The 15356-nt window shown below is 55.5% G+C and carries 12 protein-coding genes; 3 read left to right on the top strand and 9 right to left on the bottom strand.

Annotation, left to right across the window (positions count from 1 at the left end; genetic code table 11):
• Positions 1-365 precede the first annotated feature (365 nt).
• The gene (locus N018_RS10780; RefSeq protein ID WP_025389546.1) at positions 366-656 is read left to right on the top strand and encodes a hypothetical protein; all 291 of its coding nucleotides are present in this window, start codon (positions 366-368) and stop codon (positions 654-656) included.
• A 127-nt stretch (positions 657-783) separates the two neighbouring features.
• Positions 784-1086, top strand: a complete 303-nt coding sequence (locus N018_RS10775) for a hypothetical protein (protein WP_025389545.1) — start codon at positions 784-786, stop codon at positions 1084-1086.
• On the opposite strand, the gene N018_RS10770 is transcribed toward N018_RS10775, so the two are convergent.
• Positions 1062-2750: a VRR-NUC domain-containing protein gene (locus N018_RS10770; protein WP_025389544.1), complete on the bottom strand. Its 1689-nt coding sequence runs from the start codon at positions 2748-2750 to the stop codon at positions 1062-1064. The two genes, N018_RS10775 and N018_RS10770, sit on opposite strands and share 25 nt — an antisense overlap.
• A gap of 169 nt (positions 2751-2919) precedes the next feature.
• On the opposite strand from N018_RS10770, the gene N018_RS10765 reads away from it, so the two are divergent.
• A complete protein-coding gene (locus N018_RS10765; protein WP_025389543.1) occupies positions 2920-3426 on the top strand; it encodes a nucleoside 2-deoxyribosyltransferase in 507 nt (168 codons plus the stop codon).
• A gap of 79 nt (positions 3427-3505) precedes the next feature.
• Here N018_RS10765 and N018_RS10760 read toward each other — a convergent pair whose 3' ends face one another.
• The 8 genes from N018_RS10760 to tssH all read right to left on the bottom strand — a co-directional run bounded on the left by N018_RS10760 (position 3506) and on the right by tssH (position 15349).
• Positions 3506-3964, bottom strand: a complete 459-nt coding sequence (locus N018_RS10760) for a GNAT family N-acetyltransferase (protein ID WP_025389542.1) — start codon at positions 3962-3964, stop codon at positions 3506-3508.
• A 45-nt stretch (positions 3965-4009) separates the two neighbouring features.
• The gene (gene tssM / locus N018_RS10755) at positions 4010-7513 is read right to left on the bottom strand and encodes a type VI secretion system membrane subunit TssM (protein WP_024646503.1); all 3504 of its coding nucleotides are present in this window, start codon (positions 7511-7513) and stop codon (positions 4010-4012) included.
• 13 nt (positions 7514-7526) lie between these two features.
• Positions 7527-8384 (bottom strand): type IVB secretion system protein IcmH/DotU, encoded by an 858-nt coding sequence (icmH, locus tag N018_RS10750; protein ID WP_038401167.1) that lies wholly within the window; start codon positions 8382-8384, stop codon positions 7527-7529.
• A 14-nt stretch (positions 8385-8398) separates the two neighbouring features.
• Positions 8399-9730 (bottom strand): type VI secretion system baseplate subunit TssK, encoded by a 1332-nt coding sequence (gene tssK, locus N018_RS10745; RefSeq protein WP_024646501.1) that lies wholly within the window; start codon positions 9728-9730, stop codon positions 8399-8401.
• Positions 9727-10218, bottom strand: a complete 492-nt coding sequence (gene tssJ / locus N018_RS10740; protein WP_024646500.1) for a type VI secretion system lipoprotein TssJ — start codon at positions 10216-10218, stop codon at positions 9727-9729. The genes tssK and tssJ overlap by 4 nt, the downstream gene beginning before the upstream one ends.
• A 5-nt stretch (positions 10219-10223) precedes the next feature.
• Entirely contained in the window at positions 10224-11009 is a 786-nt protein-coding gene (gene tagH / locus N018_RS10735) for a type VI secretion system-associated FHA domain protein TagH (protein ID WP_024646499.1), read from the bottom strand.
• Between the two features lie 211 nt (positions 11010-11220).
• Positions 11221-12750 (bottom strand): sigma-54 interaction domain-containing protein, encoded by a 1530-nt coding sequence (locus N018_RS10730; protein WP_024646498.1) that lies wholly within the window; start codon positions 12748-12750, stop codon positions 11221-11223.
• A gap of 1 nt (position 12751) precedes the next feature.
• Positions 12752-15349, bottom strand: a complete 2598-nt coding sequence (gene tssH / locus N018_RS10725; RefSeq protein ID WP_025389540.1) for a type VI secretion system ATPase TssH — start codon at positions 15347-15349, stop codon at positions 12752-12754.
• Positions 15350-15356 lie beyond the last annotated feature (7 nt).

Below are 15356 nucleotides of genomic sequence, written 5' to 3'. Positions count from 1 at the left end.
AATGGATACGGGGGTAAGAGCCTCAAACTGGTGAAATAGCAATGGGCCACATTCCGTATGATTCCTTAACGCCACTACTGTTATAAAAATGTAAGAAAGTGTGATTTTTAAGAATCTATATAAATGGCCGATCAGTCAGGTTATAACCAAATCGACTTAAAATACCCGCTGACACCCCGAATCAGGTCGGAGTGTGCACCAGAAAACATTCGTGTTTCCTTTCACTCACATTGCCGCTGGAATGCTGAACGGATACCGTTCGTCGGGATCGACGGCACCTATGGCCACTGGCCAATGACCAATGTGAGTACCTTAATTCATGGCGGCTTTAAAAAGCGGCCACTTAAAATGACGGAGTCACCACCATGATCAAGACCAAACTGACCGCACTTACTCTGGCAGGCTTGATGGCTGTCGCTTCCGGCGCAGCCTTTGCCGATTCGACGAATACTGCCCCGGAGACCCCGATCAACAAGAACGCGACCAAGCTGCCAGGCAACAACACCCAGCCTATGGACCGCACCTCTTCCGAAACCCCTGGGGCACAGGCCGAAAGCAAAGAAGCGGCGGCTGAACGGTCAATGAAGCACGACAAAACGACCAACCACGGTACGCACGACAAGAAAAGCGTTACCGAGAAAACCAAAACTCAGTGATGAGTGAGGCCTTGCGGGCAGTGTTCATGCGCTGTCCGCTGGCCGTGCCCTTCACCGCTACACGGTGTGTTTCTTTCTCACAAACGCTCAATGACTGTACCGACAATACTCATAAAAGGTATGCATCATGATCGACAAAAAAATCGCAGCGTTGAGTCTCGCAGCCTTTTTGGCCTGCGCCAGCGCAGCAGCCGTGGCAGGCTCGACAGGCCCGACCAATCCGGACAGCGGTGCAGTGAAAGTACCGGGCACCGGCATGGAAAAGAATGTCGATGGCACGAGTCCAGGCGCAGCAGGCACCAGCCCCGGCACCAAAGGCATGGATCCGTTACCTGGCAAGAAAGACAGCAACAGTGATCGCTCATCCGGCTCGAAGCAATCGACCGATATGGACGATGATGACGATCAGGACGACGACAAGGCCCCTTGATCGGAGGGTACCTCTGCACTTTGCGTGGCCCACTGCACGTAGCACACCTCTACCGGCATGCCATGCTCGGCACAGAAATCAAGCCAGCGCAGTTGGTTGTCTTGCAGACGATCACCCGGCCCCTTGACCTCGATCATCCGATAACGACGCTGCTCTGGAAAAAACTGGATCAGATCCGGCATTCCGGTCCGGTTGGCTTTGATATCTTGCAGCAAGCGACGAAACCAGTGCTGCAAGTGTCTGGCAGGCAGGCAATGCAGCGCCTGTGCCAGTAACTGCGGAGTCAGCGTGCCCCAGAACACGAACGGTGATTGCAGGCCGTACTTGCTTTCGAAATGTTCGAGAATGGTCGTCCGATAAGCATCCGACTCCAACTGCTCCATGCAGGCATCGAACAGCGCAGCCCTGCGTTGATAGAAGTCGGGGCTGTACAAATCACTCGGCGCACTGTGAAACGGATGAAAGAACGCACCCGGCAACGGTGCGAAGATCGCCCGCCAGCACAGCAGACCAAACAGTGAATTGATCAGCGCATTTTCGACGTAATGCACTTCACCGCCCTGCTCTTCCTCAAGATGCAGCCGTATCAGGCGTTCTACACTCACCCCCGGTAGCGGCGTCACCTGCAGGTCCAGCCGTGCTACGACCCGTGCAGCGCGCTTGCGCTCGGCAGCCAGGCCAAGCTTGCGTTGCAGGCGTGGCATGACGCGCGACAAATGCTGAACCTCCGCATCACTTTCCGGAGCACTTCGTGCCTGCTCCGCGAGCAGCAGCGCTTCGGTGTACTCAGCGCTGAGTTCCAGCACCCTGATCTGCCGCGAACGCGCTCCGGGATAGCTGGATTGGCGATACACCAACATTGCCAGCGGCCAGTCCTGCAAACGCTCGGCCTGCTGCCCGATGCGAAACAGCAACTTGGCGCGGCGCATCTGTAGCCAGGGGTTGCCGCACTGGATTGCAATGACCCTCTCGGCAAGCTCATGCAGCTCGATGCAGGTTTCCAGCGCCTCACGGCAGTCGTGCAATTGCAGGCACACGTCAATGTCGGCGCGCTCGTTGATAGCGCGGGACTCAGCCGAGAACTCGACCTTTTCATAGCGGTAGATGCCCAGATCGGCCAGGACAAACTCCGACCACTCCTGATACAGATTGCCGAAATACAACAGCCGCAGCCGATCACACAGCGGCATGATCTTCAAACCGAACACGGCGTCGGACAGCGATGGGTGCCAGTGTTCGAGGGGCTGCGGCGTTGTATAAAGCGGTTGCAGGCGTTCGAGCCAGTCGTGTTTGCGTTCCGGCCCTTTCACGGCATGCGCTTTGAAGCACTGGCTCAACTCATCCTTGCGCAGCAACTGAAACAGTTCGCTCAGCTCAAGCGCCGGGCTGCTGTCTACCCATTGCCGTTGCAACAGCGGCACAACCGCCTGATGAGGATCGCCAATCTCCGCATAGCTCAGTTTGCTGGCCCGAAACAGCGCACCTTTACGCATGACCATGCGCACCAACAGCCCTTGGGTGGGGGTTGGCAAATCAGCGAACTCAACGATGAAACGACGCTCGGACGCGTCGAGCAGGTCATCGTAGCGGTGTGCAATCCAGCCGAGCACCTGGAGAAAGTTCTCCAGGTAGTAAAACGGATTGTCGAGAGGAGAAGTATTCAAGACCAGCGTTCACATAAAGACGAAGTACACAGCCGAAGGATACTGGTTATCCGTACAGATTCCAGCGTAAAAACCTGTCGATCCGTTATTCGCCGATCAATGGCGTGTTTCCCGGACAGGCAGTCAGCCGTAGTATTGGCGGGATTTCATTGGTAGCAGAGAGCAGGATATGCAAGCACCACTGGTTTATCTCGCAGGTTTTGACGTATTCCGGGCGGACGCAGTCGAGCATGGCCGTTATCTCAAGGCCTTGTGTACAGCGCACGGGCTGGAAGGCCTGTACCCATTCGACAATGACGTCACGCCAGGGCAGACGCCGCACGAAGCTGCGCAGCAGATCTACTCGATGAACGTCGCGATGATCCACCGCTGCTCTGCGATGCTGGTCAATCTGAACCTGTTTCGCGGCCTGGAGCCGGATTCGGGAACGGTATTTGAAGTCGGTATGGCGGTGGCGCTTAACAAGCCAGTATGGGCCTACTTCGAACCGGTAGCTTCACTGCGTGAACTGGTGCCGCATGACGAAAACGGCTTCGACAAGGACGGTTTCATGGTCGAAGACTTCGACTTGCCACGCAACCTTATGCTTGCCTGTAGCTGGGCGGGCACCAGCTCAACCGTGGAGCTGGGCGCGGAGGCATTGGCGAAGTATCTGGGTGGGTTGCAGGTCAGCTGATTGTCTTGTAACTGTCGTGCCAATGCGTTGCATGCTGTGAGGACGCTGCGCGTCATTTTGCGACGCAGAGCGTCCAACCCTAAAGCTCCCGCGACATCACCCAGTGCTCCTTGCCCCAGGCTTCAAAACGCTCCAGCACCTGCCAACCGCGCCTGGCGTAATACGTTTGCTGATCATGGGTGTGCAGATACAACGTGGTGATGCCAATGGCCTTGGCATGACGGCAAATGCCCTCAATCAACTGCGCCGCAACTCCCCTGCCCCGTGCTTCGGGCTTTACCAGAACGCAGGCCAGCCACGGCCCCAGATCCGGACGTTCAGGCAAGTCGTTACTGGCCAACGCCGCACCGCCCAACAACTCACCCTCCTCCATGGCGATCAGGCACTTCCATCGGCCATCCTGCTGGCCTTGCGAGAACTCCGTCTGCCAGTCCGCAAGCGCCTGCGAGGCAAATTCGTAACTGAATTGCCGATGAAGCCATCGCGCCATTGTGTCGCTGTTATGCAGGTGGTTGCCGAGCCAGTCCAGGTTGAGCATGTGCATTCCTTTTAATAAATCAGAGTTGCATCCCTGTCACCGACATCATAACTGCGCAGGCAAACGAAAGGCGCGCAACGCACTCATGTCGAATGGATTGGGCGCGCGCTGGCTCGACAACAGATAGTGGGCGCGCATTCCGCCGACGTCGGCTTTAAGCAGCAGCACATCACGCCCTCTCAGCGGCTCGACCTGCATCAGGTCAATGAGGCGGAACAGCGACCACGGCCCGGTATTCTTTTCGATGCCAAGCGGTCGACCCGCCATGCCCTCCATGACCAGACTCGCACGCCCATCCTCACTGTCGACAGGCCACCTGAAAGGCATTGGCACGATGGGACCGTGGCGGTACTCCAGCGACTGATCACCCAGACGAAATTCGGCGCGGCGCACGCCGGGGTCGAGGGTGTGCGGTTCGAGCGTGAACTGTACCTGCGGTTCCTGCGCATGATCGGTAAAGAAGCTCTTGCGAATGTTCTGCACACCGGCCATCTGATCCAGATAGGCCCGACTCATCGGTAAACTGTAACCGTCGATAGTACGCAGGCGATAGCGACCGGGATCACCACTGACAAAAGGTTTCAGGTAGTTTTCAAAAAAACGCTCGGCAATTCCCTGTGTTTTGAAGAACTCGCGAAAATCGTTGAGCGCCACATCGCTGCTGCTGTGTGCGTGGAACGGATAACGTTTGTCGAGCGATTGCTCGTAAAACCCGTAGAGCTCGGCTTTGTAGCGCTGGTTGAGGTACTGATGCGACTGATACAACACAAAGCTCCAGGTGTCTTCCGCCAAGGCATTGAACCAGCCGCCAACCGGCTGCGGCAGTAGCGTGGCGGCGTTGCGCAGTTTGCTCAACGCATCCTGCTGACCGGACATCCGCCCCTTGGCCATCTCGTAGGCAGCCAGATCGGGCTGACCCGATCGCCCCAGCGCAGCCATTTGCATCTGCAATTCATTGATGGCGTTCAGTGCTGTAACCAGATCGGCAGCAGGACCATTGTCATCATCCAGCAGCCGATGCAGTTGGTCGAAGCGACGCTGCAAGGCTCTCTTTGCTGTCTCCGGCAGACTGCTGGCAACCGACTGCTGCAACAGCTCGCCAACGGCAGCAACCGGGGTAAGCGCGACAGATGTCGAAACGGTTTTATCGGCTTCTGCTTTCAGCGTGTCGAGGCTGCCTGCAAGCATCGGAAAGCGCGTATTGTCACGCACCTCGATCAGCAACTGCACCAACGGCGAATGTGCTGCCGTAAGCCCGGACATGTGTACAGCGCCTTGCACCGGGCTTTCGAAAGGTTGCAACGTGACCCGTCCGATAGCCTCGCCCCAATGATCGGCATAATCACGAAAATACAGCTTTTCCAGCTCTACCATCAGCGCACGCAATTGAGTTGCGCTGAACTGTGTGCCCTCACCCAGCACCCAGTTGTCGCGCATGATGTCAGTCACCACACCCGTACCGTGAGTAACGAAATACCGCTCATAGCCCTGCCGGGTATAGAGACCCGGAATTCGATAATCAGCGCCTGCCAGAACACTGCCCTGCGGGCCGGCGTTTTGGCCCAGCGTGTAATCTGGAAGTGCGCGTGCCTTGTCACGCAACACCCGATAAACCACATCAGCAAAGGATTCGTTACGCAACGCCTGCCGTGCCTGTTCCACTAATGGATCGTTGACCGGAGAGGCAAAAGGCAAAGCGAGCAAGCGTCCGAAATGCTGGTTCAGTTCACGCTGCGCCTGGGCGTGACCGGCATAGAGAATTGACCAGTCCGCGGCGGTCCACTCCTCCAGCACAGAAGGTATCCGGTGCTCGCGCTGAACAAGCATCAGATAAGCGCGCAGGCTGCTCAGCAGTTGCTCGCGATTTTGCAGGTTTTCCAGTACGCGGGCTTCAAGCATGCGGACCATTCGAGGCAGCAACCGGGTTTGCAGGTCAGCATGGTAGGCGCGTAAAAGCACATTGTTGGCGGGTTGCCCCTGATAAAGCCCGCTACGTTCGTGCAGAGCCACATCGCTGCTGTCGGGAAATACTTGAGCAGCCGCGTAGCTGATATTCAAGGTATCAAGCACGGCCAACAGGTCATCCTGAGGCGTCAGCAATGAACGCTGCTGCGCCAGTTGCTGACCCATGATGCGAAGCTTTTCCAACCGGTCATGGTTGGCGCTGAACCCGGTCGCCCACAGCACTCCGAAAACAGTCAGAACCAGCAGCGCTGCGCAATACACTCCTCGCTGACGCCACTGGATCGCACGCCGCGTTTCTTTGTCGAGCCTGGCCAGGTCGGCCTCAGGGAAGATCACATGACGCAACAAATCATGAATAAACCTCGCACGCCCGCCATGCTGTACAGGTAGCCTGCTGCCTTCGTTGGCGTCAGACTGCTGATCACCCTGAACAAGGTGCGGCGCACGGGTCAGGTAAAACCCACGCAGATGGCTGGCCCGCTGATAGCGATTACCGGAAAACGCCAGCTCGACAAAGATGCTCAGTCGACGTCCGATCTTTCCAAGATGGGTGGGAAACTCGAGCATCTTTCCCCGACGCTGGCTATCGCGTTCCTGATGAATACGGGTAATAACCTGACTGCCAAGGCGCTCCAGCAAGGTTTCGAACTCCCGACCGAGAACATCGACATCGTCGCCTCGCTGCCCTCCCTGAAAGGTGGCCCCAAGGACCTGCTCCGCCTCCTCTCTGGACAACTGATCAAAAAACTCATCGAAACCAACGACCGAGTCTGCCTTGGTCAGCACCAGATAAACCGGGACATCGACATGCAACCGCTGAAAAACCTCGTCCAGACGATCTCGCACATCGCCTGCGATTGTCTCCAGACGCTTGTCCAGATCATCAAGCAGAATGTCCATCGGCAACGTCACCAATACACCGCTTAGCGGATGTGTCCGGTGACGACTTCGTAACAATTCCAGCATCGTCATCCATGCACTGCGGTCGACCTCGGGTTCAGGCTGGTCGAGATAGCGACCCGAGGTATCCAGCAGGATCGCCTGTTCGGTAAAGTACCATTCGCAACTGCCGGTGCTCCGCGTGTCGCGAGTCAGCTTGCGACCGGGCCTGTCGAGCGGAAAGTCGAGCCCGGAAAAATCCAGCAGGCTGGTCTTGCCACTGCCCTTCGGGCCGATCAGTACATACCAGGGCAACTCATTCCGGTTCCGCGCACCCAGTTCGCCATACAAAGCGGAATTCTTGAGTACTCGCAAGGCATCCTTGAAGCGACTGGACAGTTCAAGACGTTCTTTTTCGACGGCCAAAGACTTACGCAGACGCTCTTGCCCCGTATGGCTGTCCTCAGCCCGCTTGGTTTGCACGCCGCCGCGCCAGCTAGCAAAAACGAGCCCGAGCCCCCACGCCAGAAACAGCACACTGATGGTTAGCAGGCGCGCAATCGGACTTTCCCAGAAGCGCTCGTCATCGACCGCCAGCAATGGGCCGACCAGCCAGATCAGGGTTGTTGAAACCAATACCAACAGCAGCGACCAGACCCAGGTGCGGCACAACACTGAGATGAGTTTTTTGAACAGGGTTTTCATCGCATTTCTCATTTCAAGACCGGAGCTCAAGCACTGCCAGATCTGCCGACTGATAGGGTTTGAGTACAGCTTCACGTTGCTCACCGAGTACCCAGGCAAATCCCGAATACAGGGCGGTCAGGCTGACGATGGTGAACAGCAAAACCAGCCACACCGGCACAATGCGCAATTGATCGGCACTCGACGACTCTGCGCTCTGCCAATGGGGTGACAGTGTTCGCGACACATCGCCCCTCACGTGCCTTATCTGTCGGTAAAGGGCGTCGCGGATATCATCCAGTTCATTGCCACTATGACGATTCGAACGGTATTTCCCCTCGAACCCGAGAGCCAGGCACAGGTACATCAGCTCTAGCATTGGCAGATGCCGGAACGGATTGGCGGAAAGCTTTTCAAGGAGTTGAAAGAATTTCTCACCGCCAAATGTTTCCTTGTGGAAGCGACTCAGCAGACTGATTTTCGACCAGTCACTCTTGCTGCCCCAGGTCGTGTTCAACACAGCCTCATCCACCACCGTGCACAAGACATAACGAGCAGCCAACACGTGATCATTCTCTATCGAGTATTGCCGGGCTTCAGCCTCGAACCGCTTCACCTGGTCAGACAGCTGTACATTCAGAAGCGAGATCTCGCCGATGTCGTCCAACGCAGCCAGTCTTGATACCTGAGTAAGCAACTCACTCGCGGCAGCGACAAGCGAATTGACATGCACCGTGCGCCTTTTTCCAGATACTTGCGGTGCGGTATTAAACAGTCGCTCCTGCAAGCCTTCGAAAAGATTCGTATCATTGACGTCGGTAAACCTGTCACTTTCCGGGCTTGAATTATTCCATCCATACGTAATGGAGTTGTCTCGGCGGCTGCCTTGCATATCAGTCACTCTGTTCAATTTCTGATCGCCCAGAACTGCAGTTCAAGTCCGGTAAACTCGCCTGACACGTGGAAGGCGAAACCTCCGGACTTATCGATCTCGGCCTGCTCATGCTCATCAATGTCGAGAATGAAATAGGTCCTGGCGGCATGAAACGGAATTTGCCGTGGCGCTACAGGTAACGGCCTCAACCGAATGCCCGGCAGATGCAACCCGACCAGCTCGCGGATACTTTCCACAGAACCGACTTTGAGGTGCGAAGGCAGCCGGAGGCGTAGCTCTTCGGCATCGCAATGCGCGCGAGCAGCAAGCACAAAGGAAGCAGCTCCGAGCAACTCACGGTCGACACGGGGCGAAACCAGAACGCCATATTGTCTGGGCTGCAACTCCAGTTCCTGGGCATGCTGCTCCAGCACCATGGACAACATCTGTCGAAGGGCGAGCATGACTCTCTGGAACGTTGCGCCCTGATCGCTGTGCTGGTATTTGCCCTCAAGCTGCGGTCGCCGGCTGTCATCGGCAAAAGTCGACAACTCGCCCAGCAGCCCCAGTAACATCCGATACAGCTCTTCGGGATGGACATGCCCGTTATCGAGGTAGTGTTGAAGTACCAGCGTGTTGCGATTGACCAGTTGCAGCATCATGAAATCGCCCACTTGCGCCCCGCTTGCCTGGCCATGAGAACCGATACGCTCGGCAATAACCTCCCCTCGGTGCCTAAGCAGGCTTACAACTTCCTTGAGGCAGGACATCAGGTAGCGAGCACCACCAGCGCTGATGAACGTGGGCGAAAAACTCGCATCCAGTGTGATTGCCTTATCCGGGCTACACATCAGGACATGGCACAGCTTGAGCATCGCGTAGGCGTGCTCCCCCCTGGGCTCATCTAGCAGCAAGCGAAATTCCGGGCGCGCGCAAAAAACTGCTGTGGAACCGTGTTCTCCCGCGTTCGAATCCGAGATATTGGCTGCATAAGCGGTGAAACGCGCCACCACGTCAGATTGCTCATGACTGCGCGCCTCAATGCAGTTGCCGGCCACTATCGGCAGCGCCACGTATACCGACATGCTTGAAGTATTCGCGGGTATATCCAGTGCCATCGGCATATCACGATCACGTATGTCGAAGACACTGCCATCCGGCAAGATGCCCGACGCCTGAGCAAGCACGATCTGTCCAGAACCGAGAAATTGCGGGTCAATTTCCAGCGCTGTAAAACCCCAGTTGTACGCCCCTGCCAGCTGCGTACGCATCCTTAATTGATGATCGTAATAACGGTCGTTATGTTGAAAGTGCTGCGGGCGTAGCAGCATGCCTTCCTGCCAGATAACCTTGTGTGAATTCATAGCGGATTTCCTGCATTATCCCGGCTGTCTGCCGGGTAGAGGCCGGACTCACCCAGCACGAAAACAGCACGATGCTGCTGCCCAGGTATTACCTTGATCACATGACGCCATCGGGTTTCCGGTAGGTTGCGATAAGCTGCCAGCACGCCGATATAACGACTGGCTTCATCCAGCTTCAGTTTCAGATCAATACTGTCACCCGGACGAAGTTCAAACTCCTCACTGGCAACCAGATCCTTGCCCAGTACCTGATCGGTACGTTGATATAGAGAAAAGAAATCCATACTCTCGAACGTTACCGGCCGTTTGAGTTCAAGCAGTGTCAGAACTATCGGCGAGGGCCTGCCATTCACATCAGGATTAAGCTGATTGCCTGCACGCACACTAATGTCCAGGCGGGTTTGCGTAGAGTAAGGCGAGAGTGTCGAGCAGCCGGTCATTGCAAGAAACAGCAGTAACCCACTCAACTGGGCTAAATAAAAAACCATGGGTGTCATTCCTGAAAGTCTTGGTGGAAAGCAGTAATCAAAAGGAACTGTTGCTCATAGGCAGGTCCAAAGTTCTGGACAAGCACGTGCTCACTCCACTGGCCGCTACTGTCCAGAGACTGGTGGTGTCGCACATAGTCACGCCACCGGCGGCCATCAGTAAGTAGCCAGGGTTTGCCGCGGTCACGCTCAAATTGCCAGTCAAGTTGCCGCGGCGAGAAATGCTCAAGCGTCGCCCGGGCCATTGCCCGACAACCTGCCAGCATCGCGGCCTCGTGGGCCTGAAGCTCACGGAATACCCGAGAGATGACTCTCTCAGTGACGAGATGGCCTGGCGCATCGTCCAGTAGGCTGTCGATCAGTGCCTCGCCAGTTGCGACCTTGAATACGCCGACACTTTGGTGGGTAATGTCAGAGAGGCCCGAATGCAGTTCATCTGCAATGTCGTCTCGTATATTCAAACTTTGCTGCAGTCCGCCCATACAACGCTTGAACAGTCGAGCGACCTTTACGGCACACGCTTCGCGAGTGGCCGGGTCGACTGAAGTAAGTTCTACACCCAGTGCATCACCAAACTGTTCCCAGAATACACCTGCCGCGTATTCAGGCTGAGGGGATGCAGAAGGCGCTGGCGACGCAACACGTTGTGGTAAGAGAAAATATTCACTTTCAACGCCCGCGCAATCTGAAAGCTGCCGATGATCGCGGTTGTCTCCTATTAAGAGATCACCCACTACCCGGCACGCCTGTTCAAGACCTGCCGGATGAGTTGTTTTGATTGGCTGGTCCATGCACAAATCCTTTAACAATAGTTATAGATCGCGACCGACCGGCTCTGGACTGCCCAAGGCCCGATATTGATCATCGCTAAATTTAAAATGGCCACTACATCCAGACAGGCAAAACAGCGCCATAAGCGCAAAAAGCAAGGTGCGCCAACAATGAAAGCTCATTGAGAGAAATCTCCAACAAAAGAATTAAAAAGGCGGCGTGGGTCAGCAGTTAATTACTTCGCCCATAGTCAGCAGGGACTTTCAAATGGGCCAGACGATAAAGCAAGGTGCGCCGCGAAACTCCCAACGTACGCGCTGCACGACTACGGTTGCCGTCGTGGTCACCTAAACACTCGAGCAGCACACCGCGCTCGAACTGCTCAATGCGTTCACGTAGCGTCAGGCACGCGGGATCGTTCATTACAGTGATGGCGATGGGAAAGTGCTCCGACTGCAACTCTCCGCTTTCACACAGAAGCACCGCCCGTTCGACAAACCCTTTCAGCTCGCGGACGTTGCCAGGAAAGGCATACCCCGACAGAGTGCTCAATGCGGCCTCTGACCATCGCACCGGAGTCCGCTTTGCACCGAGGCAAGCCTGGTCAGAAAAATGTCTGGCCAATACCTCGATGTCCTCTACACGCTGACGTAATGGGGGAAGTTCAATGGGAAACTGAGCAAGCCGGTAGTAAAGATCTTCACGAAAACGACCTTCTGCAATCAGGGTCGGAAGATCCCGATGGGTTGCAGCAATGATTCGCACATCGACCTTGCGCACGTCGTTAGAGCCCAGCGGACGAATCTCTCCTTCCTGTAATACCCGCAGGAGCTTTGCTTGCAATAGCATGGGCATGTCACCAATTTCATCGAGCAGAAGCGTACCGCCATCGGCAGCATCAAACAGCCCGCGTCGATCACGATCAGCACCTGTAAACGCACCTTTGCGGTAACCAAACAGCTCGCTTTCCAGAAGTGCCTCTGGAAATGCAGCGCAGTTCTGCACAACGAACGCATTCTCGCGACGAGGCCCATGCTCATGAATGGCACGAGACACGACTTCCTTACCAGTCCCTGTCTCGCCGGTAAGCAATACCGTACAGGTGCTGTCCAGAATCTTGCTCAGTAGATGGGCTGTACGGCCCAGCGCCGCACTGCTTCCGGTAAGGCCATAATGCGCGGCCTGTGAAACGCGCTTGAGCGAGCGACGCAACGTATCTGCCGGCTTTTCTGATAGCACCATCAGAGACAATTGCGAGATAACGAACGCGCCCAATGCACCTAACGATTCGGCATGAATCCCCAGATCTGTGGCATGTCCGCTCACACAGATCAGCAACCCTACAGGCGATTTCTCCGGACTGAACAACGGCATGCAGAGCAGCGATTTCCACTCTTGTGCATGCGCAGGCAAAAAACCGGTTTTATAAAGGCTGCTGCCGATTTGCGGAATGCTGAAGACTTCGTTTTGAAGCAGACTGAGCTGTAGCAAAGGCTGATCACGGTAGTCATCCGGAGAAACTTTTTTTGTGTTGTCCTGAATAACGCCATCCATGATTTCTGCCGCAAGACCGAGGCCTTTGCGGCCATTATCAAGCAGGAAAATCTGACTCGCTTCGCAGCCGCTGAGCATCGCAGCGGATCTCGCGAAATCATTCAGCAGCGACTGGCTATCAGTTGACCGTGCGAGGAGTGAGTGATGCGAAATCAATGTCTGCGCGTGACTCAGTGGGTTCTGTAGCGAACTCAAGGGCGACATCATCTTATTCGAACTCACAGACAATACCGCCTGAGCTGTCCAGCGTTGCGTGAACGCCGGAAACGGTAGCGTCAGTGCTCATGGCACTGAGCAAGTGGTCCGTTATGAGCGGGGTCACGCTCGACTCCAGCAGATGATCGATCAGCCTGGCGCCGCTATCGCGTTGAGTGCAGCGTTCGAGTAAAAGACGTGTCAACTGCTGCGAATAACTGAAGGTCAGTCCACGGGACTCTAGCCTCTCTGCAAGACGATTCAGCTTAAGTTCAAGCAATTCCTGAAGCACTGCACCGTCAACCGGGTAATAGGGCACTACACGCATTCTGGCCAGCAATGCCGGTTTGAAATGTGCAGAGAGTACCGGCTTTATCTTTGCTTCAAGCTCTTCAGCATTCGGGCGGCGTCCGTCCATACAGCTAGCATGAATCAAATCACTGCCCAGATTAGAGGTCATCAGGATAAGCGTGTTGCGAAAATTGATTTCCCTGCCCTCTCCGTCGTTGGCTACACCCTTGTCGAATATTTGATAAAACAGATTCAATACATCCGGATCAGCCTTTTCCACTTCATCAAGGAGAATCACTGAATAGGGCTTTTGTCGAACAGCATCTGTCAACATGCCACCCTCGCCATAGCCGACATAACCGGGAGGCGCACCGATCAAACGGGAGACGGTGTGTTTTTCCTGAAACTCGGCCATGTTGATCGTCGTCAGAAAGCGCTCGCCGCCATATAACAGATCAGCCAAGGCGATAGCTGTTTCTGTCTTGCCTACACCGCTGGGACCTACCAGGAGGAACACTCCTGTCGGGGCACCCGGCGCATTCAAACCCGCTGCCGAAGCCCTCACCGATCTTTCGATGGTCTGCATCGCCTGCTCCTGACCCCGAATACGCGCACGCAATCCGGATGAGAAGCCGGCAATCCTGGAGCTGTGCTCCTGTACAAGCTGTGACAGCGGAATACCTGTCCAGGCATTAACCACTTCCGCGACCAGCCTCGGACAGACTTCATAACTTACAAGACGGTCGTTTACCTGAGCACTGATCAGCGTTTGTTGAATTCTGGCTAATTCGGACTTCAGTGCTTTCGTGGAGTGACTGTGCTGGACCGGCGAAGAGTGCTGTTGCAATTTTCGATTGGCCAATTGCTGACGTAGATCAAGCAACTGGTTAGCCAAGGTCTGTTGGTGAGCCCACGTACATTCCAGCGCGGCGGCGTCCGTCTTTATCCTCAACAGGCTGGACGACAAGGTTTGTAAAACATTGTCATCGACCGACATTCCGGCATCGACATCACGTTGCACTGCATCAAAGTGTCTCTGTTGCTCAGCCAGCTCACCTCGCAGCCGCTCCAGACGTTCAGGCACTGCAACGAGGCTGATCCGCACGCGCGCGCAAGCAGTATCAAGCAGGTCGACAGCTTTATCGGGCAGTTGTCGTCCGGATAGATAGCGCGCCGATAGCCGGGCGGCGGCAACTACGGCGTCATCACGTAAATAGACACCATGGCTGCGCTCATATATCCGGGCTAGCCCGCGCAGGATGGTGATGGCCTGCTCCAGCGTGGGCTCCAGCACACGAACCGGCTGGAATCGACGTGCAAGTGCCGGATCTTTTTCAAAGTATTGTCGGTACTCCGCCCAGGTAGTCGCTGCAATGGTGCGCAACTCCCCACGCGCCAGCGCCGGCTTCAAGAGATTGGCCGCGTCCGCACCGCCAGCCTGAGCTCCAGCCCCAATCAGAGTGTGGGCCTCATCGATGAACAGAATGATGGCCGTAGGCGACGCCTTGATCTCGTCGATAATGCCTTTCAGGCGACGCTCGAACTCACCTTTTACACTGGCACCGGCCTGGAGCAACCCCATATCCAGAGACAATAGCTCAACGTTTTTCAAAAGTTCGGGGACTTCTCCATGAACGATTCTAAGCGCCAGCCCCTCGACAATCGCGGTTTTTCCTACACCCGCCTCACCTATCACGATCGGGTTGTTCTTGCGCCGCCGAGCCAGTATGTCGACCATTTGGCGCATGCAGTCATCACGACACAACACTGGATCGAGCAACCCATCTCTAGCCTGCTGTGTCAGGTTATGAGTGAAGCGCTCAATTAGTAATTCACCTTGTTCGACAGTGTGTTTCGTTACGTCGGTCATTTGTTCAGCAAGGGCGTAGTCGCGGAAGCGTTCAATATTGATCTTCGCCAGCAATGGCTGATAGGGGCGGTCCGCGTAACGCAATGGATTACGCAGCAACGCCAGGATCAGTGCAGCCTGATCAATATGGCTTTGCCCAAGATCCAGAGTAGAAATCAATAAGGCATCTTGAAGCCATTGAACAAGTTCGGTAGCAAATACCGGGGTACAGTCAGCGCATTGCTCGACGGGCGGAAACAGAACGCCTGCAAATTCAGCAGTCAGAATATTTACCTCAAGCAGAGCACGGGCAAGCATTCCCGCTGGGCGCTCAAGTAGTGCACGTAACAAATCCTCTACGAGAATCTTACTGCTGCCTCTGGAAACGCAGCGTTCTGCGGTGCCTTCAAGCTCTCTGCGGGTAGGCATATCGAGAGATTTTACGAGTTGTTGCAGATCTGGATTAATCATGTGTGAT

Source organism: Pseudomonas syringae CC1557 (assembly GCF_000452705.1).
GTDB lineage: Bacteria > Pseudomonadota > Gammaproteobacteria > Pseudomonadales > Pseudomonadaceae > Aquipseudomonas > Aquipseudomonas syringae_F.
The sequence above is the reverse complement of the archived record's forward strand: the minus strand, read 5'-3'. Positions and strand labels throughout refer to the sequence as shown.

Coding starts and splice junctions, on each gene's coding strand:
- N018_RS10780 (WP_025389546.1), top strand. CDS start 366: ATGATCAAGACCAAACTGACCGCACTTACTCTGGCAGGCTTGATGGCT.
- N018_RS10775 (WP_025389545.1), top strand. CDS start 784: ATGATCGACAAAAAAATCGCAGCGTTGAGTCTCGCAGCCTTTTTGGCC.
- N018_RS10765 (WP_025389543.1), top strand. CDS start 2,920: ATGCAAGCACCACTGGTTTATCTCGCAGGTTTTGACGTATTCCGGGCG.
- N018_RS10760 (WP_025389542.1), bottom strand. CDS start 3,964: ATGCTCAACCTGGACTGGCTCGGCAACCACCTGCATAACAGCGACACA.
- tssM (WP_024646503.1), bottom strand. CDS start 7,513: ATGAAAACCCTGTTCAAAAAACTCATCTCAGTGTTGTGCCGCACCTGG.
- icmH (WP_038401167.1), bottom strand. CDS start 8,384: ATGCAAGGCAGCCGCCGAGACAACTCCATTACGTATGGATGGAATAAT.
- tssK (WP_024646501.1), bottom strand. CDS start 9,730: ATGAATTCACACAAGGTTATCTGGCAGGAAGGCATGCTGCTACGCCCG.
- tssJ (WP_024646500.1), bottom strand. CDS start 10,218: ATGGTTTTTTATTTAGCCCAGTTGAGTGGGTTACTGCTGTTTCTTGCA.
- tagH (WP_024646499.1), bottom strand. CDS start 11,009: ATGGACCAGCCAATCAAAACAACTCATCCGGCAGGTCTTGAACAGGCG.
- N018_RS10730 (WP_024646498.1), bottom strand. CDS start 12,750: ATGATGTCGCCCTTGAGTTCGCTACAGAACCCACTGAGTCACGCGCAG.
- tssH (WP_025389540.1), bottom strand. CDS start 15,349: ATGATTAATCCAGATCTGCAACAACTCGTAAAATCTCTCGATATGCCT.